The sequence below is a fragment of the Pseudarthrobacter sp. S9 genome (assembly GCF_050156545.1).
Lineage (GTDB): Bacteria > Actinomycetota > Actinomycetes > Actinomycetales > Micrococcaceae > Arthrobacter.
The window spans coordinates 3594731-3617473 of sequence record NZ_CP189576.1; the positions used below are offsets into that span (position 1 = coordinate 3594731).

Below are 22743 nucleotides of genomic sequence, written 5' to 3' on the forward strand. Positions count from 1 at the left end.
GCCGGTCTGATCCGGGAGCTGTTTCCACTATACCGGATTTACATGCATTTGCATGTATCGTCCGGTATAACGTCGGCCATGGCCGATTATTCCGCGGACCTGCGGCGCATTCGCGGCCAGGGGGCGGGGGCCTGGGATGCGATCCATCGGCGGGGCGTCAGCTGTCCGGCAAGCGGCCCTAATTCAGCGCACTGCCAGGGGCAGCCGGCAGCACGGCTCCGCGCGGGGGCACTTTGAGGGATTCTTCGGCGGCGACACCGGGATTCACCGGCGTTTCCGCGTCAAAGTGCCCCCGCTCGGCGCGCCGGAACGCGCGGGAAACGACAACTAATGCGAGCCAGTTGGGAGGGGTGCGTCCTCACGAAGATCGTCGGGGAGCTCGTCGGGGAAGTCATTGGACACGGTCGACGGGCCGGCAAGGCGGGGCCCGCGGGGGAGCGTCTTCTGCAGGGCTTTCCGCTCCCGGCGCCCTTCCACCTGCCGGTACAGCACCGGAACCAGGACCAGCGTCAGGGCCGTGGAGGAGATCAGCCCGCCGATCACCACGATCGCCAGCGGCTGCGAAATGAAGCCGCCGCCGCCGGTCAGGCCCAGCGCCATCGGCGTCAGGGCGAACACCGTGGCCAGGGCGGTCATCAGGATCGGCCGGAGGCGCTGGCGGGCGCCGTGGGTGATCGCATCCGCCACGCTCATCCCGGGCTCACCGTTCCGCGGCTGGCGGTACTGGTTGATGAGGTCGATCAGCACAATCGCGTTGGTCACCACGATGCCCACCAGCATCAACATGCCGATCAGCGAGGGAAGGCCCAGCGGCACGCCCGTCACCAGGAGCAGGGCGATGGCGCCGGTGGCGGCGAAGGGGATGGAGACGAGCAGGATCAGCGGCTGCACGAGGGACTTGAACGCGGCCACCATGATCACGTAGACAATCGCGACGGCGGCCAGCAGGGCCAGCCCCAGCTGCCTGAAGGAATCGGCCTGCTGTGTCGTGGCCCCGCCGATCGTCGCGGTGACGCCGGGCGGCAGCTGGACTGTCTTGAGCCGGGCCTGCACCTCGGTGCTTACCGCGCCGAGGTTGGCGCCCGACGGCGTGACGGAGACCCGGGCGGTCCGCTGGCCGTTGCTGGCGGTGATCGAGAGGGGGACGTCCACCTGCTCGACGGAGGCGATGCTGCCCAGCGGCACGGCGCCGGCCGCCGTCGGCAGCGGGATGTCCCGGACGGCCTCGATGCTGGTGAAGCGGGTGCCCTCACCGATCCGGACAGGGAAGTCGTTGGTGTCGATGCGCACGGTGCCGGCAGGAATCGGGCTGATGGTGGCGGCCAGGACCCCGGCCACCTGTTCCTCGTTCAGGCCTGCGGCGACAGCCTTGGCCCGGTCCACCTTGACCTGGACCACCGGCTGGCTGGCTGCCAGGTTGGTGGCGACCTCGCTGCTGCCGGGAACGCCGTCCATGGCCTTGACCATCGAGTCGCTGGCGGTCCGGAGGTCTGCGGTGTTGGAGGCCTTCAGGGTGATGTCCACGGTCGACGTCGTGCCGAACCCGCCCTGCTGGGAGCCGACGGTGATCTTGCCGGCGTCGCTGACCTTGGCGAGCTCGTTGCGGACCGTGTCCTGGAGCTTGCCCTGGTTGGCCAACTCGTCCGTAACCACGGTGAACGTCGAATTCGAGGCGCCGGTGGACAGCAGGGCGGAGAAGCCGGTCTGGGCGTTGCCGGTGGTGACCTGGACGTCCTTGATGCCGTCGATGCCCTGCAGCACGCCCTCGAGCTTGATGGCGGCGGCGCTGGCATCGGCGAGGCTGGTGCCCGCCGGCAGCGCCTGTTTCACGGTCATGCTGTTTTCGCCGGAGCGGCCCAGCAGATCGGTGGCGAGAAGCGGGGACATGGCGGCGGTGCCGCCGAGCACCAGGACGGCGGCGATCAGGGTCAGCACCGGATGCCGCTGTGTCTTGGTCAGGATGGGCAGGTAGCCGCGCTGCAGGATGGTGCGCTGCTCGGCCTCATGCGCCTTGGCGGCGATGGCCTCGGCGGACCCTTCGACGCCGGCACCGGCCCCGGCCGCGTCAGCAGGCGTCCGTAGGAACCAGTACGCCAGCACCGGCACGATGGTCAGCGATACCAACAGCGAGGAGAGCAGGGCGATGGTGACGGTGAGCGCGAAGGGCCGGAACAGCTCGCCGGCCAGATTGCCCACGAACGCGATCGGCAGGAAGACGGCCACGGTGGTCAGGGTGGAGGCGGTGATGGCACCGGCGACTTCCCGTATGGAGGTCAGGATCGCCGTAATCTTGGTTTCGCCGTAGCTCAGGTGGCGCTTGATGTTTTCGATGACCACGATCGAGTCGTCCACGACGCGGCCGATCGCGATGGTGAGGGCGCCGAGCGTCAGGATGTTCAGCGAGTAGCCCGTTGCCGAGAGCCCGATGAAGGTGATCAGCAGGGACAACGGAATGGACACGGCCGTGACCAGGGTGGAGCGCACGGACATCAGGAACACCAGGATCACCGCGACGGCGAAGCCCAGGCCCAGGAGCCCCTCGGTGGTGAGGTCCTTGATGGATTTCTCGATGAACGGTGCCTGATCGAAGACCGGGGTGAATCTGGCGTTGGAGCCGAGTTCGGCCTCCAGTTGGGGGATGGCGTCCTGCACCGCGTGGGAGATCGCCACGGTGTCGCCCTCGGGCTTTTTGGTGACCGACAGGGCCAGGGTTTCCTTGCCGTTGGTCCGGGTGATCGAGGTGCGTGCGTCCTCGGCGAGGCTGACGTCGGCCACGCTGCCGATCGTCGCCGCATCCCGGGCCGCGCCCAGCGGGAGGGCCTTGATGGCGTCGAGGGAATCCACGGGGCTGCCGATCTGCAGCGAGAGGGTCTTGCCCTGTTCCTCGATGGTGCCGGCCGGGATGAGGGCGCCGTTGTTCTTCAGCGCGTTGCTGATGGACTGGATGCTCGCACCCGACGCCGCCATGGCCTCGGGCCGGGGCAGGACCTGGATGTGTTGGGTGGCGCCGCCGGTGACATCGGCGCCCCTGACGCCGTCGAGCTTCTGCAGCCGGGGGACGCTGAGGCGGGCGAGGTCGGCGTTCAGCTCGCTGAGCGGCTTGTCCGAGGACACGGCGAGGAACACGATGGGGAAGTCGCTGATGCTGCCGGCGATCGCCTGCGGCTGGACATCTTTGGGCAGGGCCTGCTTGGCGTTGGCGACCGCGCGGTCGATCTGGTTCCGGGCACGGTCCAGGTTGGAACCGTAGGTGAACACCATGGTGATCTGCGAGACGCCGTTGCGCGACGTCGACGATGTCGACTCCAGCCCTTCGACGCCGTTCAGCGCAGTCTCCAGCGGAGCGCTGATCTGCTTGTCCACGACTTCCGGCGACGCGCCGGGCATCGAGGTGATCACCGTGATCTGCGGGAACTCGATGGACGGGATGAGCTCCTGTTTCAGCGAGGACATCGTGATCACGCCGAAGACCGACGCGAAAACGGTGATCAGAGCGATCAGGGCCCGGTTGGCCAGCGAAAGCTTTGCGAGCCGGAACATCTCATGGTCTCCTGGTGGGTCGACAGACGTGCTTCAAAGGGGGACTTCAAGAGGTGCTTCAAAGTGCAAAACCAGCCGCAACCCGGGCCGGGCGTCAGCTGCGGGCGTCGATCTGTTCGAGCTGCAGCGTCTTGGCCGTCTCGGCCTCAAGCTGCGCGGCGAGTTCCGGGTTCTCGTTGAGCTTGATGCCGTAGCCGGGCATCAGCTCCTTGAGCTTGGACTGCCAGCCCTTGAAGTTCTTGGGGAAGGACTTCTGGAGTAGCTCGATCATGATCGGCACAGCGGTGGACGCGCCCGGGGATGCGCCGAGCAGGGCGCCGATGGTGCCGTCGCGTCCGGCGATGACCTCGGTGCCGAACTGCAGCACGCCGCCCTTTTTCGGATCCTTCTTGATGATCTGAACCCGCTGGCCGGCGGTGATGAGTTCCCAGTCGCTGTCTTTGGCTTCGGGGTAGTACTCGCGCAGGGCCTCGACCTTGTCGCTGTGGCGCTTGGCGACTTCCTTGATCAGGTACGCGGTGAGGTCCATGTTGTCCTTGGCCACGGCGAGCATCGGGATGATGTTGGAGGGCCGAATGGACAGCGGCAGGTCCAGGTAGGAGCCGTTCTTGAGGAAGTTTGTGGAGAAGCCGGCGTACGGGCCGAACAGCAGGGAGCGCTTGCCGTTGACGTAGCGGGTGTCCAGGTGCGGCACCGACATCGGCGGGGCCCCGACCGACGCCTGGCCGTAGACCTTGGCGCTGTGCTGCGCCGCGAGGGTTTCGTCGGTGCAGCGGAAGAACTGGCCGGAGACGGGGAAGCCGCCGAAGCCCTTGCTTTCCGGGATGCCCGAGGCCTGCAGCAGGTGCAGTGCGCCGCCGCCCGCGCCCACAAAGACGAACTTCGCGTGGATCGAGCCGTGTTCGCCGGACTCCGGGTGCTTGATGGCAAGGTCCCAGCCGCCGTCGGAGGCGCGCTTGATGCCGTTGACGTCGTGGCCGTAGTTCATCTCCACGCCGTTGTTGCCCAGGTAGGTGGTCAGCTCGCGGGTCAGGGCGCCGAAGTCGACGTCGGTCCCCTCCGCGGCGCGGGTGGCCGCGATGCGCTGCTTCGGGTCGCGGCCCTTGACGATCAGCGGGGCCCACTTGGCGATCTGGGCGTGGTCCTCGGAGTACTCCATCGAGCGGAACAGCGGGTTCGGCTTTAGCGCCTCGTAGCGGGTGCGGAGGAACTTGGTGTTGGCGTCGCCGATCACGAAGCTCATGTGCGGCACGGTGTTGATGAAGCCCTTGGGCGAGCCGATCAGGGAGTTGGTGACCAGGTGGGACCAGAACTGGCGGGACAGCTGGAACTGTTCGTTGATGGTGAGCGCCTTGGCGGGGTCCACCGAGCCGTCTTTGGCGGCGGGGGAGTAATTAAGCTCACACAGTGCGGCGTGCCCGGTGCCGGCGTTGTTCCAGGGGCCGGAGCTTTCCAGACCCGGTTCGTCCAGCCGTTCGAACAGGGAGATGGTCCAGGTCGGTTCGAGCTGCTTGATGAAGGCGCCCAGCGTGGCGCTCATGATGCCGCCGCCGATCAGGACGACGTCGGCGTGTTGGGTCTTGGAAATGAAAGTCACAATCAGTCTCCGTTTAGCAGCGGCTCTGGCTGTCACAGAATATCCCTGCACCGTCCACTAACTGAAATTGCTTCCGCCCGTCAAGGCTTTAGCTCGACTTTTGTGAAAACTTCATTCAAGACCGGCGAGGCAGGGTACTTGAGCACCCGGTCGGACAGGGCCAGCGCCGAGATCGGGAAGGCAATCGGGACCGCGGGCACGGTGGCTGCGATCTGGGCATTGATGGTCTGGTACTGCGCCGTGCGGTCCTTGCCGTCCGGCAATCCGCGGGCCCGGGCGATCTTGGAGAAGACCTGGGGATCCTGGTAGCCGAATTCCCCGGTGTTCTCGCCGAACAGCGGACCCACGAAGTTATCCGGATCCGAGTAGGAGCCGTTCCACCCGAGCAGGTGCAGGGCATGGTCGCCGGGGGAGGTGACCTTCTGCAGGTAGCCGTCGGACCAGTCAACGGGCACCGGCTTGATGTTCAGCCCGACGGCGGTCAGCTGCCGGCTGATCTCCGCATACACCTTTTCGGGCGTCGGGAGGTACGGCCGGGAGACATTCAGCGGGTAGTAGAACTTCAGTTCCTCGCCCTTGTAGCCGGCCTCGGCGAGGAGCTCCTTGGCTTTGTCCGGGTTGTGGCCGAGGGACGGGGCGGTGTTGTTGAAGCCGCTGAGCTTGGGCGGGACGAACTGGGACGCCTGGGCCGTGTTGTCGATGAAGAACCGGCGGATCAAGGTGTCCTTGTCCAGGGCCATTTCGATGGCCTGGCGCACCTTGAGGTTCTGCAGGATGGGGACGTCCTGGTTCATGCCGAGGTACATGACGGAGAAGGGGTCCCGCTGGATGATCTGCTTGCCGCGCTTGACCAGCTGATCGAAGTTGCCCACCGTCACCGCGTCGTAGGCGTCGATCTTGCCGTCAAGCAGCGCCTGCATCCGCGTCTGCGGGTGGTCGTAGGCGACAAAGTTGATGGTCCCGATCTGCCCCTTGTCACCCCAGTAGTTCTTGTTGCTGGTCAGCGTGACGCTGCCCTGGTCCCAGGAGCTGAAGGCGTAGGGTCCGGTCCCCACCGGGTGGAGGGCGTAGGCGGACACGGGCTGGCCGTCCCGGCTCTGGTTCAGGACATCCGCGTTTTGCGCGGTCAGGGCCTGCGGCGAGGACATGGCGAAGGCCGGAAGGGTCAGGGCCTGGAGGAATCCGGTGAAGGGCTGGGTGAGGTCGATCCTCACGTTGTCCGGAGCCAGGGCGGTGCAGCCCTTGTAGATGGAGAGCGACGCCTGGTCCGCGTGGGCCTTGAAAACGCCCTTGAACGTGGTGCCGGTGGCCTGCTTGCGGAGGGCCTCCGGGAAGTTGAACCAGCGGTTGAAGTTGCTGCAGACGGCGGCGGCATCGAACGCCGTCCCGTCCTGGAATGTGACATTCCCGCGGAGCTTGAAGGTGTAGGCCCGGCCTTCGTCGCCCTGGTTCCATTCGGTGGCGAGCAGCGGCGTGGGCTGCCCGGTGGTCTGGTCCACGCCGATGAGACCCTCCAGGACCTGCCGGGTGACCCGGTAGGACTCGATGTCCGAGACCAGGGCCGGATCGAGGCCGAGGGGCTGCGAGGCGGTGCCGAAGGTGAAGACGGCGGTGGGTCCGGCGGCGGAGCCGGCTGAAGCGCTTGCGGAGCTGGGGGCGGGATCCGGCGTTCTGGTGCAGGAGGCGAGCGGCAGCATGAGAAGAACGGCGCCGATACCGGCCTGAATGCGGCGCCATGTCCTGCTGGGCACTGTACTGCTGGGCACTCGGGAATCACCTCTGGGGAACTGGACGGGCCGCCGGCTGCGGAACAGCCCCAGTCTAGTTGACCGCGGAGTCGGCTCTCCGTTGCAATGACTGTTGCAAATGACTGTTGCAAAAGACTGTGACAAACGGACTGTCGCACAAGCGAAGGCCCGCACCACGTGGTGCGGGCCTTCGTTTCTCCTAGTGGGTCCAGAGAGTCAGGCTGGAGCCGGGGCAGGAGTGCTTGGTGCTGCTTACTTGGGCATCAGGACGGAGTCGACCATGTAAACAGTGGCGTTGGCGGTCTTCACGCCGCCGCAGATGACGTTGGCGCCGTCAACCTTGAGGGCGTCCTTGGTGCCGGTGACCGTCACGGAACCGCCCTCGACCGTCTTGTGGGTGCCGACGATCTTGTCCGGAGTGATCTGGCCGGGAACAACGTGGTAAGTCAGGATCTTGCTGAGCAGGGCGTCGTCCGTCTTCAGCGTCTCGATGGTGGCGGGGTCGATCTTGGCGAAGGCGTCATCCACCGGGGCGAAGACGGTGAATTCGCTGCCGTTGAGCGTGTCCACCAGGTTGACCTTGGGGTTGAGCTTGCCGGAAACAGCGGCGGTCAGGGTCTTGAGGATCGGGTTGTTGGAAGCGGCGGTGGCTACCGGATCAAGGGCCATCCCGGATACCGAGCCGGCTCCGCTGGGGACCTGGGCGGCGTAGGCTGCACAGCCGGAACCGACGAGGTTGGCTGCCGGATCCATGGCTGCGGCGGAGGAGCTCATGGACGGTGACGGCGCCATGCTCGAGGCGGACGGCGTGGCGGCCGGTGCCGAGGAGCCGGAGGCGGTGGTGCTGGATCCGCCACAGGCAGTGAGGCTGAGCATGGCGGCGGCTGCGATACCTGCAACGGCGAAAGTCGTGCGCTTGATGGTCTGCATTTCGGTTTCTCCTTCGTTATGTCGATCATTGGCTGCGGCGAAAACTTTGCCGTCCTGGCCCTTTTCCGACTGATGGGCACCGACCCTTGGTTGGTGTCTCAATGGGTATTCGCCGGGTCGAAGGAAACGGATGGGTGAAGGTTCCAATTTCTTTTTCCCAAGTCCTTCCGCAAGCGAGACGTCGACTGGACTGGCCCGGTTTTGAGCCGACTCCAGTGCAGCTGCGGCCCCGCCGGGCCGCCCCGGCCCTCAAAACCGGGCCCGTTCCGCAGGAAGAGTGCCGAGGCAAATCAAAAAGAACCCCGGTCCGAAGACCGGGGTTCTTGATTTTTGTGCGCAAGGGGGGACTTGAACCCCCACGCCCGAAGGCACAGGAACCTAAATCCTGCGTGTCTGCCAATTTCACCACTCGCGCGCGGCGCCGTCGTCCGTGCGATCCTCAGACTGCGTGTCCTCGGACGCCCCACGGCGGATGCCAGGCTCCATTGTACCTATAGCCGGGTGTACCTGCAGTCGATTGTGCCGGCGGGACTAGACATCCAGTTTCAGGTCCCGGCGGAGTTTGGCGACGTGGCCGGTGGCCCGTACGTTGTACTGCGCGACGGCGACGCTTCCTTGGGGATCGACCACCACCGTGGAGCGGATGAGCCCCTCGTAGGTGCGGCCGTAGTTCTTCTTCTCGCCCCACGCGCCGTACGCCTCGGCCACGGCGTGGTCTTCGTCGGAGAGCAGCGGGAAGTTCAGTCCTTCAGCGGCCGTGAACCTGGCGAGCTTGTCCACCGGGTCGGGGGAGATTCCCAGCACGTCGTAGCCCGCCTGCCGCAGGGACGCGAGGGAGTCCCTGAATTCGCATGCCTCCTTGGTGCATCCCGGTGTGGATGCCGCCGGATAGAAGTAGACCACCGTTTTGCGGCCACGGAAGTCCTTCAGGCTTACGTCCCGTCCTTCGGAATTCTTGAGGGTGAAGTCCGGTGCCGGGGCACCGGGGATGAGTCGTTCAGGCACGAGGATCTCCTTCGCAGGGTGGGGTAATAACCCAGCCTAGTTAGCCGCGGGGCGGCCGACGAATCCGGTGCTCGCTATACTCAATGGTATGCCTGATATGGATCGCTGGCCCACCGGCCGCCTATTGTCCACGGCAGCACGTCTCGTAGAACACTCCTGGAACGAAAAACTCGGGGCCATCGGCCTGACGCACGCAGGGGTGATCGCCATGGAAGTGCTCTCGGCCAACGGGCCGATGACGCAAGCCCAGCTGGCGCAACTGGTCCGGGTCCAAGCGCAGACCATGGGCAAGACGCTAAGCCGTCTGGAAGCGCACGGCCACATTTCCCGGGAGCGCAGCGCCTCGGACCGCCGCAGCCATGTCGTGTCGCTGACTGAACGCGGCCGCGAGGCGGTCGCCGCAGCAGCCGATATGGAGCGCTCCGTACTGGCAGCGACCTCGATTGACCCGGACGTGCTCCGCCAGGAGCTTCAGGCCGTGGTGAGGGTACTGGCCACCAAGTCGGCCTCCTCTGAGGTCAAGGCCATTGTCACCGCCTCGGAGCCCGATCTGGCCGTCGAGGCGATCCGCCTGAACTAGCTGTCCCGCCCCCGGCGTGTCCGTACTACGCCCACGTTCGTGCGCCGGACCGCGGAGTCACCGGCTGTGCAATGCTGGGGGCATGGGACACATGCTCACTATTTCCAACAGCATTATTTCCAACAACCGGACCTCCGTGGAGGCCTACGTAAGCGAGCCGGCGGGCGAGCCAAAGGGCGGCCTGATCGTCATCCACGAAGTGTGGGGCCTCGTGGACCACACCAAGGACGTCGCCGACCGTTTCGCAGCCGAGGGCTACCTTGTCCTGGTTCCGGACCTGCTGGCCGAGACGGCGATGACCCCGGAGCTGGCCACGGAACTGCAGGCCACGCTGTCCGATCCCGAGCAGCGCAGCAAAGTGCAGCCGAAGCTGCGCGAACTAATGGCGCCCCTGCACGCGCCGGGGTTCGCCGAGCGCACGCTGGCATCCCTGCAGGCCTGCTTCGAACACCTTTACGCCATACCGGCGCTCGCCGGCCGCGTCGCGGTGAGCGGCTTCTGCTTCGGCGGCACCTACAGCTTCTCCCTGGCCGTGAGCGAACCACGCCTGCGGGCAGCGGTGCCTTTCTACGGCCACGCGGACCTGCCGGTTGAGCAGCTCCGGCACATCGCATGCCCGGTCCTCGCCTTCTACGGCGAAAAGGATGCGGCGCTGGTGGACAAGCTGCCGGAACTGACGGAGCGCATGGACGAGGCCGGCATCGGCTTCGCCTCGGTGGTGTACCCCGGAACGGGTCACGCGTTCTTCAACGACACCAACGCGTGGACTTACGACGCCGATGCCTCCGAGGACGCCTGGCAGCGGACCCTGGGGTTCCTGGCGAAGAGCTTCGCGGCGTAGCTCCGTAGGGCGTAGGCGTAGCTCCGGAGACCGGAATCGGAGCCGCCGGGCTCAGATCGTCGCGACGTGATTCACCAGCGTGGCCACCATCGCGGACATCTTGAGACCGGCCAGGACAATCGCCAGGGCGGCCACCCCGATCGTGACCCACACGGGCGCGAGGCCGCGCCGCGGAGCCACCTGGTGGACAATCACGGAGCGGCCGATCACATAGAGCTCCCGGCTCAGGAACACCCACGCCCAGTGGAAGGGGCGCACCACACCGTCCCGGCGCAGCCTCTCCCAGTCCAGGTACGCCATGACCGCGGACACCCCGTAGACGATCAGGCCGCTGGCGACCAGTAGAAAGTACGGGACGGTGAAGATCGACGCCGGGTCGAGCGTCTGGACCTGGCGGGTGCCGGTGGTGCGCAGCCGCAGCACCGGATTCCAGATCATCAGGAGGATGAGCGGGACGATCGGCAGCCCCACAATCAGCCAGATGAACGGGTTGTAGACCGGGGTCCTGGCGCTGATCTGCGGCCGGGGAGTTGCCGGGCCAGGGCGGGAGGGCCCGCTGAATTGACCGGTCCACGCGGCGCCGTCCCACCATTGAAGCCGGCCTGAACCGGCCGGGTCCGGATACCAGCCAGGGCCGGGCGTCGAAGGGTTCGGTGGGACGGTCATGGCTGCTCTTCCTGTAGCGGGTTCTGACTGAGAGGGTACATCGGCTGTCCTCAAGTATCGACGGGTCAGCGGATCGGGAGGAAGATTAAAGGGCAATCACCATAAGGAGGTCAGTGATGTGCTACCCGTACAACAGGGATTTCCGGCGGGACATCAGGAAGGATGCCGCACAGGAACCTGAGGAGCGCCCGGAGACCCGGGTGGAGGCGAAGGACTTCAAGTTCTGGGCCTTCCCCCGCCGCAGCAGGGAATTCACGGTCGAGGAGCCGGAGACCGTAGTCGACCGGACCCGCGAGAAAGTCTAGCTCAAAAGAGAAAAGGAAGGCTCCCCAGCGAGGAGCCTTCCTTTCGTCTTAAAGTCCGTTCGAGGATCCAGAATGAATGCGCGGGACCGGCGTGGAGAGTGTCGACACCCGCGGGGGTAGTCCCGTCAGTCCCGTCGGGACCGCCTGAGGCCGACCGCTGCCGACACGGCGATCAAAAGACCACCCAGCATCACGAGATACGCACCGGCAACGCTGCCGGGCCGGCCCTCTTCGGGCGCGTCGGAGGCAGTCGCGACGTCACCCGGTGTCACGGGGGAGGAAGGCGCGGCCTCCGGGGCTGTCCCGGCCGGCGTCGGCAACGCGGAAGATCCCGCGCTTTTGTCCGGAACCGGCGCCGTGGACTGTAGGCCCGCGGACGGGACAGGTTGCTCGACGACGGGAGCGGGAGCCAGGGCGGGAACGTTGGCTGGTGCTCGGGGCCGGGGCCGGGGCTGGGACGGTCCGGCACCGGGAGGCGACGCTGTGGGACCGGTAGGTGAGGGTGCGGCGGAAGGCGCGGGCGGCGGCGGGGCGGCCGGGCAGATGTTTACCGGGACGAGGCCTATCGGCGAGCATGGAGCGCCGGCTGCAGGCAGCGCCAGGACGAGCATCGCGGTGGCAAGCGCCAGGGCAGCAGCGGATGCGAAACAGGCCTTCCGGACGGGTGTCATCCCGACCATCGTATGGCCGCGTCAGTGGCCGGGCCGGGATGTCCGCACGGTGAGGCCATTTTCCGGGAAACAAAAAGAAAGCCCGCCTCGCAGACGGTGAAGTCTGCAAGTCGGGGTTTTTCCTTCGTGCACCAGACACACACGAACTTGGATTCCACGCCAAACCGATTTCTTATTGCTGCGGCTTGATCGGACAGGCGTCGCACGCCTCACGGGCTGGAATCGGGATGCACATACGTTGAAGCCATCATTGATCAGCCCGGCAGGACTCTGCGTTTTCTTACAGTCGAACAGTGCGCTCAGGGACTCAACGTAAGTAGCGCGCAGATCCGGTCGGGCAAGCCGGGCTCGGGTACGAGCTGGCTGATCCGTTCCCTGTTCGCCGGAGACTGCCTGTCGTATCGCGACATCGGTGACGAGTCATTCGAGGATGCCGGTGTCGAGTGGACGTCATGGAAGCGTTCTTCGGCATGACGGCCTCCGGTTGTGAAGTGGAGCCGTCTAGGAACCGCTTCGCAACTAGGAGCCGACTGCCAAACGCTGGGTCGGGCGCTATCTGGAAGCCGGTGAGGCCGGAATGCAGGACAGGTCCTCGCGCCCCCACGCGAGCCCGGGCCGGACCCCGGCTGCGCCAGCCGCACACCTCAGGAGAAGAAACTGATTCTTCCGATGTGAAAGGACGCCCCACGCCATGATGGGGCCCACCACGCACCCCGCGGCGGCGCCGCCTGGGTTGTCCTGACCGCCAAGGCATTCGGGAATGCGGAGCGCCGATCGACTCCGGCACCTAGGATTCGCGGAAGTCACGTAGGATGCTCGGGCCTGCCGGCTACCCCAAAGCAGAGCACCTTCGTGAAGAACGCTGGCCCGGAGGATTTGAGGGCGTTGACACCCTGCGGATGCCGCCCGTACGGGGTGAGCCGAGCCCTGCCGTGACAAGCTATCCCCAAGTTGGGGCGAGCAGACTTTACGACAGCCGGAGGCTATGCCCGGTTCCATCCGGAAGGAGCCGTCATGTTCGACGAAGCCAAGACTAGGCGCCGGTCGCGCTCGCGCCCCGGCATGATTTCCGTCCTCCGCGTTACGGATGCCCGAGGAATCATGTCAAGATGCCCGCCTGGGCTGGTTCGTGGAATCATCTGATTTTGCCCGGGTAGCCGGCCGGGGTTTGGCGGCCTGTTTGGCGGTGGTCAGGGTCAGGAGCTCTGCGGAAAGGGCCTGGACCTGACGCTGGATCGCGGCCGGGTTCAAGGGTTTGTTCTCCCGCTTCAACCGGGCCTTCACATCCCGGGCGACGGTGCCGGTGTCTGCCAGGACGCGCTGGAACGGGGTCGCGGGAAGGTCGTATTTCTTGCTGATCTTCGCGCCGGTGCGGACCTTCGCGACGAGTTTCTGCTGGGGTCCGAAATGGTTGGTGAGCAGTCTCTGCAGGTCCCAGATCCGGTTCAGCAGCTCCAGCTCGCGGGCAGTGTCGCTTACCGGTGGTAGCCGACCGTCTGGCGCACGATGTGCCAGTTCTTCTGCTCCACGTGCGCCCCGTCATTCTTGTTCCCGGACCGGGACCGCGTGAACGTCAGTTTCTCCTGCTCGCACCACCGGAACAGCTCCCAATTAATGAACTCCGAGCCGTTGTCCGAGTCGATGCCCAGGATCGGAAAGGGAAACGCCGCGGTGGCGTCCCTGATGGCTTCGAAGACCCATTTCTGCGCCTTGTTCTTCACGGACCGGGTTTCGGTCCAGCCGGTCGCGATGTCAGTGATATCAAGGGTGAAACAGAACTCACCGGCACTGTTCCCGCCCTCGTGGCCGACCAGATCAATCTCGACGAAACCGGGCACCGCGTCATCCCATTCAGCCCAGGTCCGCATCTGGATGGAGTCCTTCAGCAACGTACCGGGCTTGGTATGGGACCGGCCCCGCGGATCCAGTTTCACCCGGTCCGCCCGGAGCCGGCGGTCAATCGTCGCCGGCGCGATCCAGCAGCAGCAGTGCGGCCGTGCCGGCATCAATCTGAAGTTCCTTGAACCGTCGCAGGCGCGGCACCAGATCCGGCAGCGCGGCCGCGAGCAGCCGCCCGCACGGGGTGCCCTGGACCGCCCAGCAGAACCGCAGAGCCTCGATCACTTGCTCCCCGTAGAGCGGCGGCCGGGGCGCCCTGGGCCGGGCAACCTTCAGCACCAGTGCCATCCGCAGCGCCTTGCGGGCATGGTCGCGGTGCCAGCCCGTCGTCGCGCACAGCTCATCCAGAACCTGCTTCTTCGCCGCCCGGCCCGAACGGACGTAGCGGGTTGCGATGGTCTTCGTGACAGCCCTGCGTTCACTCATCGAAAGCTCCATGGCTCACAATGCCGAAGCGGCGGACACGCCGCTACGCGGGCATTCTCAAATGATTCTTCGAATACGGCTACGCGGGCATCTTTGATGAGTCAACGCGGGATGTTGCCGCCAGTGTTCATCAGTGGTACTGTCCGATCGCGCAGGCCTTCCGGCCGGTGGCGCTCCGCCTCCTGCGGGTCTTGCTCGGGCTGCTTTTTGTGTGGTTCGGCGGACTCAAGATCGTCGGCCATTCACCTGTGGCTGACCTCATTGCGAGGACGTTGCCGTTCGGCAATGACCAACTCGTTGTGCTGGGGCTCGGAGTTGTGGAGGTGCTCCTGGGCGCAATGCTCATGACCGGGGTCTTCGTCCGGCTCACGCTGTTGGCGCTGGCACTTCACCTGACGGGGACCTTTTCCACGTTCGTCATGGCCCCCGACGCCATGTTCAGCCAGGGCGACCCCCTGATGCTCACCGCCGACGGGGAGTTTGTCATGAAGAATGCCGTCCTCATCGCGGCGACCCTGGTTCTGTTAGCACATACGGGCGCCTCGTCCAGCTCTGGTAGGTCGCAGGGTGCCGGTTGGAGGCCTGAAATTGAGGGCCTGGTAGCGGCCTTTCGAGAAAGACCGAAAGAAAACCGCGATCAGGCTCTTGGCTAGTGACCCCGTGGCCTCGGTCTCGGCCTGACGGGTGGCAACCCTGGACGATGGCCCGCCCATGGCCAGCGGGTGATTGCCACTGAAGGCCTCTGGCACCAAGGACCCCAGCGTGACACTTCGCGAATGGGAGGCAAACAAGAAACCCCGCCTTGCTGACTGTGAAGCCTGCAAGACGGGGTTTTTCCTTGGTGCACCCCCCGGGACTCGAACCCGGAACCCATTGATTAAGAGTCAATTGCTCTGCCAGTTGAGCTAGAGGTGCATCTGTTGTTTTCGTTCATCGGGGGCTTTTTGTTTCCCTCGTTGTTCTCCGCAACGACATGAAACTCTACACGAGATTGGGCGTCGTGTGAAATCGCGGAGCCGTACGGGTGCCGGGCTAGCCGGGGAGGTTCAAAACCAGCACGAAATCAGGGTTTTGGTTGTTGCTGAGGAGCCAAAGGCGGCCGTCGGGAGCGAGCGAAACGTTCCGGATCCGCCCGTACAATCCTGTGAAATAGCTCACAGGATTGCCGGCAAATTCGCCGTTCAGGGGAACAGCCCACAGCCGTTGCCCGCGGAGAGCGCCCAGATAGGCGGTGTCACGGACAATCTCTAGCCCGCTGGGGGATGAGTCCGCCGTCGACGGCCACACCACTTTGGCGTCCAGGAAGCCGGGACGGTGCGGGGCGCCGGTCACGTCCGGCCAACCGTAGTTTCCGCCCGGCACGATCAGGTTGAGCTCGTCGTTTACGTCGGGGCCGAATTCGCTGGCCCACAGCCGGCCCGCGCTGTCCCAGGCGAGCCCCTGGACGTTGCGGTGGCCGAGGCTGTACACGGGGTTGTCGCCGAACGGGTTCCCCGGAGCGGGCCTGCCGTCCGGCGTCAGGCGGAGGATCTTGCCGCCCAGGGCAGTCCGGTCCTGCGGCTGCTCGCGACGCTGCGAATCGCCGGTCCCCACATACAGGTAGCCGTCCGGCCCGAACCGGATCCTTCCGCCGTTGTGCGTGCCGGCCTTCGGAATCCCGCTGAAGATGACCTGCGGGGGCCCCAGTGTCAGCTGCCCGCCGCTTCCCTCAAGCCGGAAGCGGGCGATCCTGTTGTCTCCCGCGGCGGTGAAGTAGGCGTAAAGGTAGCGGTCCGTCGCGAAGTCCGGTGAAAGGGCCAGCCCCAGCAGGCCGCCTTCGCCGCCGGGTACGACGTCGGGTAACGGGCCGATCGTGCCGGCCGGCCCGCCGCTCACCGGACCGCCCTTGGCAGACCCGCCGCCCACCGACCGGAGCAGCGCCGTGTCGCGTTCGGAAATGACGGCGGTGCCGTCCGGCAGGAAGACCGTTGACCAGGGCAGCTGCAGCCCGTCGATCCGGCCGGCGACCGTCGGCGGGGCCGCTGTCTGCTGTCCGCCGCCCGTCGCGTTGCCGGACGCAGCGTTGCCGCCCGTCGCGTTGCCGGACGTCGCGGGGCCGCTCGCCGGGGGAGTGCCGCCGTCGCCCCCTGTGCACGCTGTGAACAGGAGCGACGCGGCGGCAAGCATCGCAGCCCAGGCCGGCGCCGCGGAGGGCCGTGACGGGAACACCTGCGAGGGCAACACATGCCGGGGCAAAGAGCGGGGCAAAGGTGTTTCCCGGCGCCCCGCCCTCACGGCCGTCGGCCCGTCGCCGGCGCAGGCCGCTACTGGCGAGTCCGGCGCGGCGGCCGGAAGCCGGCGGCTTCGGCGTGGGCCGGGGAAAGGAACCAGACCTCCGCGCGGGTTTCCTCGAAAGAGGGGCTGGTTTCGTCGTGATAGATCATCGAGGACGCGTTGCCCTTGACCGTAAAACCCTCCGGTCCGCTTCCATCGGCGGCCGGCGCCGCCGATCCCTCGCCATACGGCTGGTCCATGGCGAGGTGGCCCGCCGGTTCGGCGGTGTGGCTCGCCGAGGTCTCGGACGCCGCGGAAGACATTGCCGTCTGCGGGGCGTCGGCCTCGGCAAGCGGCGCCGCCGGAGCCTCCGCCTCGGCGTTTTTGGCTTGGGCGTTTTTGGCCCCGGCGGCGGCTTCCTCGGCGGCTTCGGCCGCAGCCGATTCCGCGCCGGGGAGGGTCGGGGCGTGGGGCTCGGTGTATTCGGGGTGGTGGACCGGAACGCCCGCTGCCGCAGCAGGTTCTGCGGCGGCCTGCGGCCCGGCGACGGGCGCGGCCCCCGCGACGTGGGCTCCGTGGCCAGGTGTGGGTTCGCCGCGGGCCGGCTCATGGTGCCCCGCGGCGGCATGCGTTTCTGCCGCTGCAGCGGTCTCCGACCACTGGGTTTCCCATTCGGTATTGTCAGCCGCCCCGGTTGCGCCGGTTGAGCCGGTTGCGGGAACGCCGGGCGCCTCGTGGGCAGGCGCAGTCTGCGCAGCTGGGGCCGCTTCCTGCGGCTTCTCCGACTCGCGGGCAACAGGCTCTTGGGCAACCTCCGGCTCCCGGCTTACCACTGTCTCCCGGGCGGCCACCGGCTCCTGCGCCGGCACCGTCTGCTGCGGCCTCTCCAACTCCTGCGGCATTTCAGTCGCGGCCATGGCAGCCGGTGCGGTGGAAGTGCCGGCGGCGGTCGGGGAGCCTGCACCGCTCCGGGAGCTGTTGCGGTTCAGCAGCCACCAGACGACGGCGACGATGACCACGATGACGATGAGCCAGACAATCCAGTCCATAGCAGAGCCTTTCTGTCCATCAGGCAAGGTTGCCGTTGCTTGACGTTACGTCTGCCCCAAGCTGACTGTCCACCCTCCCCGGGGAGGCCCCCGTGACGCCGCCGCAGCGCCAACGCAACGGCCCGCGTACGTGTAGCAAACTCACGTCAAACCGCATCTGCCATGTAGCCTCACTTCATGGATTTCAAGAGACTGCGGATTCTCCGGGAGCTCGCCGACCGTGGCACGGTCGGCGCCACGGCGGAGGCGATGAACGTCACACCTTCCGCCGTCTCACAGCAGCTCAAGACCCTGCAGGAAGAGCTGGGGGTGGTCCTGGTCGAGAAGTCGGGAAGGGGAGTGCGGCTGACCGAGGCGGGGCTGGCCATGGCCGCCGCCGCCGCCGAAGTCTCGACGGCGATGGCCCGCGCCGAAGCAACCATTGACACCTACCGGCTCGGCTGGCAGACGCATGTCAAGGCAGCGTTCTTTCCCAGTGCCGCGGAGATGTTCCTGCCTGGCCTGCTGCACCGGGTCAAGGCCATTGACGGGCTCCGCTTCGAGGCGCACTTCGAGGACCCGGGCGTGGCCGGATTCGCCGGCCTGACCGCTGACTATGACATCGTCCTGGCGCACAGCGTCGACGGTCCGGAAGTCTTCGCGGGCCTGGGACTCACGGTGGTGCCGCTGCTGGACGAGCCGCTGGACGTCGCGCTGCCCGAGGGCCACGCTCTGGCGGGCAAGCCCACGCTCAGCGCGGAAGACGTCGTCGGCTTCCCCTGGATGGGCGTGCCCGAGGGGTTCCCCTTTGACACCGTCCTCCGCCAGATCGAGGTCCGGGCCGACGCCCGGGCTGTCCGCGCCCAACTCTTCCCCGATCTGCGCGTGCTGGAGGCCCTCGTCAGTGCCGGGCACGGGCTGAGCCTCCTGCCCCGGTACACCGCGCTTAGGAACCAAGGCCGCGGCTTCGTCCTCCGCCCCCTGGAAGGCGTCAGGGCGAGCAGGAGCATCGTCGCCCTGGCGCGTCCCGACGTCGCGGCCCGGACCACCATCCAGCAGGTCCTGGCCCTGCTCAAAGCCCAAGCGCAGGAAGTCGCGGAGGCCCCGGAGTTGCGTGACGCGGCTCACCTGAGCTGATGGAAGCCAAACGCTGATTCCACCAGGCGAGACGAGAGTCCACTATTTGATCGAAATATTCCCGGTTTTCCGCTTAATGCTCCTTTCCGGGTCGTTGGCGTCTGGGACTGAGCCCTAGACTTTGACCCATGAGTGAGGACACCCAAACAGCGACAGATACCAAGCCGGACATCAAGCCCCGCAGCCGGGTCGTTACCGATGGAATCCACGCCGCGCCTGCGCGCGGTATGTTCCGGGCGGTCGGCATGGGCGACGACGACTTCGCCAAGCCCCAGATCGGCGTGGCGAGCTCGTGGAACGAAATCACTCCCTGCAACCTTTCCCTGAACCGGCTGGCCCAGGGCGCCAAGGAAGGCGTCTTCACGGGCGGAGGTTTCCCGATGCAGTTCGGCACCATCTCCGTCTCCGACGGTATTTCCATGGGCCACGAGGGCATGCACTTCTCGCTGGTTTCCCGCGAAGTGATCGCCGACTCGGTCGAAACCGTCATGCAGGCCGAGCGGATCGACGGCTCGGTGCTCCTGGCCGGCTGCGACAAGTCCCTGCCCGGCATGCTGATGGCTGCCGCCCGCCTGGACCTTGCCGCAGTCTTCCTCTACGCCGGCTCCATCATGCCCGGCTGGGTCAAGCTCGAGGACGGCTCCGAAAAGGAAGTCACCCTGATTGACGCCTTCGAAGCCGTCGGCGCCTGTGCCGCCGGCAAGATGAGCCGCGAGGACCTGGACCGCATCGAAAAGGCCATCTGCCCGGGCGAAGGCGCCTGCGGCGGCATGTACACCGCCAACACGATGGCCTGCATCGGCGAAGCCCTGGGCATGTCCCTCCCCGGCTCCGCGGCCCCCCCCTCCGCGGACCGCCGGCGCGACGCCTTTGCCCACAAGTCCGGCGAAGCCGTCGTCAACCTCCTGCGCCTGGGCATCACGGCGCGGGACATCATGACGAAGAAGGCCTTCGAGAACGCCATCGCCGTCACCATGGCCTTCGGCGGCTCCACGAACGCGGTGCTGCACCTGCTCGCCATCGCCCGCGAAGCCGAGGTCGATCTGACGCTGGACGACTTCAACCGCATCGGCGACAAGATCCCGCACCTGGGCGACCTCAAGCCGTTCGGCCGCTACGTCATGCACGACGTCGACAAGATCGGCGGCGTGCCGGTGATCATGAAGGCCCTGCTCGACGCCGGCCTGATCCACGGCGACTGCCTGACCGTGACCGGCAAGACCGTTGCCGAGAACCTCGCCGCCATCAACCCGCCGGACCCCGATGGCAAGGTGCTCCGCGCCATGGACAACCCGATCCATAAGACCGGCGGCATCACCATCCTGCACGGCTCGATGGCCCCGGAAGGCGCCGTCGTGAAGAGCGCGGGCTTCGACGCCGACGTCTTCGAAGGCACCGCCCGCGTGTTCGAGCGCGAACAGGGTGCCCTGAACGCCCTGGACAACGGCGAGATCAAGGCCGGCGACGTCGTCGTAATCCGCTATGAGGGCCCGAAGGGCGGGCCCGGCATGCGCGAAATGCTGGCAATCACCGGTGCCATCAAGGGAGCAGGCCTCGGCAAGGACGTCCTGCTGCTGACCGACGGCCGCTTCTCCGGCGGAACCACCGGCCTGTGCATCGGCCACGTCGCCCCGGAAGCGGTCGACCGCGGCCCCATCGCGTTCGTCAAGGACGGGGACCGGATCCGCGTGGACATCGCAGCCCGCACCTTCGACCTGCTGGTGGACGAGTCCGAGCTAGAGGCCCGCAAGGTTGGCTGGCAGCCGCTGCCGGCCAAGTTCACCAAGGGTGTGCTCGCCAAGTACGCCAAGCTCGTCCACAGCGCCTCGACGGGAGCGTACTGCGGCTAGCACCGAGTAGCCCGCGCCTCCAGCGGTGACAGGACCGTTGGAGGCGGCAGGGATCAACCCGTGGACAATGGAGTCCATATAGTGAGATAGGGGCAGGGCTCGTTGACACGTCTCTCACTAAGAGGGAAAACTGAACGCATGATCGAATTCGTTACCGCCGGCGTCGTCGTCGTCCTTACCAAGCGCGTGGCTCAATAGCCTTCACTGGTAACGAACCGTCACGCGCAAACCCCTCGAAGAGCCGTCCAGGCTGAGGGGTTTTTTTATTTCCCGCACCACCGGTACCACCAGCACCACGAATTATGATCACCGAAGATCCACCCCCGCAGTTCAATGATCACCGAAGATCCACAAAGGAAGAGTCCGATGAGCAAAGGATCGCCGATCAGCCCCTCGCTGATGGCCACGAAGTCCGCTGGAGCCTCCAAGGCTTCGGAACGCGTCGAACGTCCGGCTGACGCCGGTGTCGACACTGCTGCTGTCTCTCCTGTCCTTGGGCCGAACAACGTCGTACCCCCGACGGTGATGACCGGCTCAGAAGCAATTGTCCGCTCGCTCGAAGAACTCGGCGTGCAGGATATTTTTGGTTTGCCCGGTGGCGCGATCCTGCCCACCTATGACCCCTTGATGGCTTCCCGAATGAACCACGTTCTGGTCCGTCACGAACAGGGAGCCGGCCACGCCGCGCAAGGCTACGCCATGGTCACCGGCCGCGTTGGCGTGTGCATCGCCACCTCGGGCCCCGGTGCCACCAACCTCGTTACCCCCATCATGGATGCCCACATGGATTCCGTGCCGATGGTGGCCATCACCGGCCAGGTCTCCAGCGGCGTGATCGGCACGGACGCGTTCCAGGAAGCGGACATCGTCGGCATCACCATGCCGATCACGAAGCACTCCTTCCTGGTCACGGATCCCAACGACATCCCGCACGTCATGGCCGAGGCTTTCCACCTGGCATCCACCGGCCGTCCCGGCCCCGTGCTCGTGGACATCGCCAAGGACGCGCAGCAGGGGCAGATGACGTTCTCCTGGCCGCCCAAGATCGACCTCCCCGGCTACCGTCCGGTGACGCGCGGCCACAGCAAGCAGGTCCGCGAAGCCGCCCGGCTCATTGCGGCCGCCACCAAGCCCGTGCTGTACGTGGGCGGCGGCGTCGTCAAGGCGCACGCTTCGGCGGAACTGCGCGAACTTGCCGAACTGTCCGGCGCCCCGGTGGTCACCACCCTGATGGCCCGCGGGGTGTTCCCCGACTCGCATCCGCAGCACGTCGGCATGCCGGGCATGCACGGCACCGTGTCCGCCGTGACCGCCCTGCAGCAGTCCGATCTGCTGATCACGCTCGGAGCGCGCTTCGATGACCGGGTGACCGGCATCCTTAAGTCCTTCGCCCCGAACGCCAAGGTCATCCACGCGGACATCGATCCGGCGGAAATCTCCAAGAACCGCACGGCCGATGTTCCGATCGTGGGCTCGGTCAAGGAGATCATCCCGGAACTGAGCGATGCCCTGCGTCTCCAGTTCGAGGCCTCCGGCGCCCCGGACCTGACCAGCTGGTGGGCCTTCCTGAACAACCTCAAGGAGACCTACCCGCTCGGCTGGACCGAACCGGAGGACGGCCTCAGCGCCCCGCAGCGCGTGATCGAACGCATCGGAGCCCTGACCGGCCCCGAGGGCATCTATGTCGCCGGCGTCGGCCAGCACCAGATGTGGGCCTCGCAGTTCATCAAGTACGAACGCCCGCACGCCTGGCTGAACTCCGGCGGGGCCGGCACCATGGGCTACGCCGTACCGGCCGCCATGGGGGCCAAGGTCGGCGAACCGGACCGCGTGGTCTGGGCGATCGACGGCGACGGCTGCTTCCAGATGACCAACCAGGAGCTGGCGACCTGCGCGATCAACAAGATCCCGATCAAGGTCGCCATCATCAACAACTCCTCGCTGGGCATGGTGCGCCAGTGGCAGACCCTCTTCTACGAGGGCCGCTACTCGAACACCGATCTCAACACCGGCCATGACACCGTCCGGATCCCGGACTTCGTCAAGCTGGCGGACGCCTACGGCTGCGCCGCGTTCCGCTGTGAGCGCGACGAGGACATCGACTCCACCATCCAGAAGGCCCTGGAGATCAACGACCGCCCCGTGGTCATCGATTTCGTCGTGAGCCCCAACTCCATGGTGTGGCCGATGGTCCCCGCCGGAGTCAGCAACGACCAGATCCAGGTTGCCCGCAACATGACCCCGGAATGGGAAGAGGAGGACTGAAC

17 protein-coding genes, 2 tRNA genes and 1 pseudogene are annotated in these 22743 nt (G+C 66.2%); 8 read left to right on the forward strand and 12 right to left on the reverse strand.

Annotated elements, in window-relative coordinates; genetic code table 11:
* Positions 1-327: 327 nt before the first annotated feature.
* The 6 genes from ACQCSY_RS17305 to bcp form a co-directional block, all read right to left on the reverse strand.
* A complete protein-coding gene (locus ACQCSY_RS17305; RefSeq protein ID WP_427130697.1) occupies positions 328-3540 on the reverse strand; it encodes an efflux RND transporter permease subunit in 3213 nt (1070 codons plus the stop codon).
* Between the two features lie 94 nt (positions 3541-3634).
* Complete coding sequence (locus ACQCSY_RS17310; protein ID WP_427130698.1) at positions 3635-5137, reverse strand: malate:quinone oxidoreductase; 1503 nt, start codon at positions 5135-5137, stop codon at positions 3635-3637.
* An 80-nt stretch (positions 5138-5217) separates the two neighbouring features.
* Positions 5218-6834, reverse strand: a complete 1617-nt coding sequence (locus tag ACQCSY_RS17315) for an ABC transporter substrate-binding protein (RefSeq protein ID WP_427135904.1) — start codon at positions 6832-6834, stop codon at positions 5218-5220.
* Between the two features lie 303 nt (positions 6835-7137).
* Positions 7138-7815, reverse strand: coding sequence for a fasciclin domain-containing protein (locus ACQCSY_RS17320; protein ID WP_427130699.1), 678 nt, complete (start codon positions 7813-7815; stop codon positions 7138-7140).
* 333 nt (positions 7816-8148) lie between these two features.
* A tRNA-Leu gene (locus tag ACQCSY_RS17325) sits at positions 8149-8230 on the reverse strand.
* A gap of 116 nt (positions 8231-8346) precedes the next feature.
* Positions 8347-8820 carry a thioredoxin-dependent thiol peroxidase gene (gene bcp / locus ACQCSY_RS17330; protein ID WP_427130701.1) on the reverse strand — a complete coding sequence of 158 codons (474 nt, stop codon included), beginning with the start codon at positions 8818-8820 and terminating at the stop codon, positions 8347-8349.
* A 97-nt stretch (positions 8821-8917) separates the two neighbouring features.
* On the opposite strand from bcp, the gene ACQCSY_RS17335 reads away from it, so the two are divergent.
* Positions 8918-9400 carry a MarR family winged helix-turn-helix transcriptional regulator gene (locus tag ACQCSY_RS17335; RefSeq protein WP_427135906.1) on the forward strand — a complete coding sequence of 161 codons (483 nt, stop codon included), beginning with the start codon at positions 8918-8920 and terminating at the stop codon, positions 9398-9400.
* Positions 9401-9482: 82 nt separating this feature from the next.
* The gene (locus ACQCSY_RS17340; RefSeq protein WP_427130702.1) at positions 9483-10241 is read left to right on the forward strand and encodes a dienelactone hydrolase family protein; all 759 of its coding nucleotides are present in this window, start codon (positions 9483-9485) and stop codon (positions 10239-10241) included.
* A gap of 51 nt (positions 10242-10292) precedes the next feature.
* On the opposite strand, the gene ACQCSY_RS17345 is transcribed toward ACQCSY_RS17340, so the two are convergent.
* Entirely contained in the window at positions 10293-10907 is a 615-nt protein-coding gene (locus ACQCSY_RS17345) for a DUF2510 domain-containing protein (protein WP_427130703.1), read from the reverse strand.
* A gap of 116 nt (positions 10908-11023) precedes the next feature.
* Here ACQCSY_RS17345 and ACQCSY_RS17350 point away from each other — a divergent pair, with 116 nt between their 5' ends.
* Together ACQCSY_RS17350 and ACQCSY_RS17355 are read left to right on the forward strand one after the other, a co-directional pair.
* Positions 11024-11212, forward strand: a complete 189-nt coding sequence (locus ACQCSY_RS17350) for a hypothetical protein (RefSeq protein WP_427130705.1) — start codon at positions 11024-11026, stop codon at positions 11210-11212.
* A 1200-nt stretch (positions 11213-12412) separates the two neighbouring features.
* Positions 12413-12508 (forward strand): annotated as a pseudogene (locus ACQCSY_RS17355) (leucine zipper domain-containing protein); the annotation flags it as partial.
* Positions 12509-13358: 850 nt separating this feature from the next.
* Here the strand turns inward: ACQCSY_RS17355 and ACQCSY_RS17360 are convergent.
* Together ACQCSY_RS17360 and ACQCSY_RS17365 are read right to left on the reverse strand one after the other, a co-directional pair.
* Entirely contained in the window at positions 13359-13889 is a 531-nt protein-coding gene (locus tag ACQCSY_RS17360; protein ID WP_427130707.1) for a DDE-type integrase/transposase/recombinase, read from the reverse strand.
* Positions 13840-14208, reverse strand: a complete 369-nt coding sequence (locus ACQCSY_RS17365) for a hypothetical protein (RefSeq protein WP_427130708.1) — start codon at positions 14206-14208, stop codon at positions 13840-13842. The genes ACQCSY_RS17360 and ACQCSY_RS17365 overlap by 50 nt, the downstream gene beginning before the upstream one ends.
* Before the next feature lie 191 nt (positions 14209-14399).
* Here ACQCSY_RS17365 and ACQCSY_RS17370 point away from each other — a divergent pair, with 191 nt between their 5' ends.
* Positions 14400-14861 (forward strand): hypothetical protein, encoded by a 462-nt coding sequence (locus ACQCSY_RS17370; RefSeq protein WP_427130710.1) that lies wholly within the window; start codon positions 14400-14402, stop codon positions 14859-14861.
* Between the two features lie 186 nt (positions 14862-15047).
* On the opposite strand, the gene ACQCSY_RS17375 is transcribed toward ACQCSY_RS17370, so the two are convergent.
* The 3 genes from ACQCSY_RS17375 to ACQCSY_RS17385 all read right to left on the reverse strand — a co-directional run bounded on the left by ACQCSY_RS17375 (position 15048) and on the right by ACQCSY_RS17385 (position 17510).
* Positions 15048-15123: transfer RNA gene (locus ACQCSY_RS17375), tRNA-Lys, on the reverse strand.
* A gap of 117 nt (positions 15124-15240) precedes the next feature.
* Positions 15241-16374, reverse strand: coding sequence for a PQQ-dependent sugar dehydrogenase (locus ACQCSY_RS17380; protein ID WP_427135907.1), 1134 nt, complete (start codon positions 16372-16374; stop codon positions 15241-15243).
* 137 nt (positions 16375-16511) lie between these two features.
* Positions 16512-17510 (reverse strand): hypothetical protein, encoded by a 999-nt coding sequence (locus tag ACQCSY_RS17385; protein ID WP_427130712.1) that lies wholly within the window; start codon positions 17508-17510, stop codon positions 16512-16514.
* Positions 17511-17687: 177 nt separating this feature from the next.
* Here ACQCSY_RS17385 and ACQCSY_RS17390 point away from each other — a divergent pair, with 177 nt between their 5' ends.
* The 3 genes from ACQCSY_RS17390 to ACQCSY_RS17400 all read left to right on the forward strand — a co-directional run bounded on the left by ACQCSY_RS17390 (position 17688) and on the right by ACQCSY_RS17400 (position 22741).
* Positions 17688-18626 (forward strand): LysR family transcriptional regulator, encoded by a 939-nt coding sequence (locus tag ACQCSY_RS17390; protein ID WP_427130713.1) that lies wholly within the window; start codon positions 17688-17690, stop codon positions 18624-18626.
* A 128-nt stretch (positions 18627-18754) separates the two neighbouring features.
* Positions 18755-20476 (forward strand): dihydroxy-acid dehydratase, encoded by a 1722-nt coding sequence (ilvD, locus tag ACQCSY_RS17395; RefSeq protein ID WP_427130714.1) that lies wholly within the window; start codon positions 18755-18757, stop codon positions 20474-20476.
* A 366-nt stretch (positions 20477-20842) separates the two neighbouring features.
* Entirely contained in the window at positions 20843-22741 is a 1899-nt protein-coding gene (locus ACQCSY_RS17400) for an acetolactate synthase large subunit (protein WP_427130716.1), read from the forward strand.
* Positions 22742-22743 lie beyond the last annotated feature (2 nt).

Coding starts and splice junctions, on each gene's coding strand:
- ACQCSY_RS17305 (WP_427130697.1), bottom strand. CDS start 3,540: ATGTTCCGGCTCGCAAAGCTTTCGCTGGCCAACCGGGCCCTGATCGCT.
- ACQCSY_RS17315 (WP_427135904.1), bottom strand. CDS start 6,834: ATGCTGCCGCTCGCCTCCTGCACCAGAACGCCGGATCCCGCCCCCAGC.
- ACQCSY_RS17320 (WP_427130699.1), bottom strand. CDS start 7,815: ATGCAGACCATCAAGCGCACGACTTTCGCCGTTGCAGGTATCGCAGCC.
- ACQCSY_RS17335 (WP_427135906.1), top strand. CDS start 8,918: ATGGATCGCTGGCCCACCGGCCGCCTATTGTCCACGGCAGCACGTCTC.
- ACQCSY_RS17340 (WP_427130702.1), top strand. CDS start 9,483: ATGGGACACATGCTCACTATTTCCAACAGCATTATTTCCAACAACCGG.
- ACQCSY_RS17345 (WP_427130703.1), bottom strand. CDS start 10,907: ATGACCGTCCCACCGAACCCTTCGACGCCCGGCCCTGGCTGGTATCCG.
- ACQCSY_RS17350 (WP_427130705.1), top strand. CDS start 11,024: ATGTGCTACCCGTACAACAGGGATTTCCGGCGGGACATCAGGAAGGAT.
- ACQCSY_RS17360 (WP_427130707.1), bottom strand. CDS start 13,889: ATGCCGGCACGGCCGCACTGCTGCTGCTGGATCGCGCCGGCGACGATT.
- ACQCSY_RS17365 (WP_427130708.1), bottom strand. CDS start 14,208: ATGAGTGAACGCAGGGCTGTCACGAAGACCATCGCAACCCGCTACGTC.
- ACQCSY_RS17380 (WP_427135907.1), bottom strand. CDS start 16,374: ATGCTTGCCGCCGCGTCGCTCCTGTTCACAGCGTGCACAGGGGGCGAC.
- ACQCSY_RS17385 (WP_427130712.1), bottom strand. CDS start 17,510: ATGGACTGGATTGTCTGGCTCATCGTCATCGTGGTCATCGTCGCCGTC.
- ACQCSY_RS17390 (WP_427130713.1), top strand. CDS start 17,688: ATGGATTTCAAGAGACTGCGGATTCTCCGGGAGCTCGCCGACCGTGGC.
- ilvD (WP_427130714.1), top strand. CDS start 18,755: ATGAGTGAGGACACCCAAACAGCGACAGATACCAAGCCGGACATCAAG.
- ACQCSY_RS17400 (WP_427130716.1), top strand. CDS start 20,843: ATGAGCAAAGGATCGCCGATCAGCCCCTCGCTGATGGCCACGAAGTCC.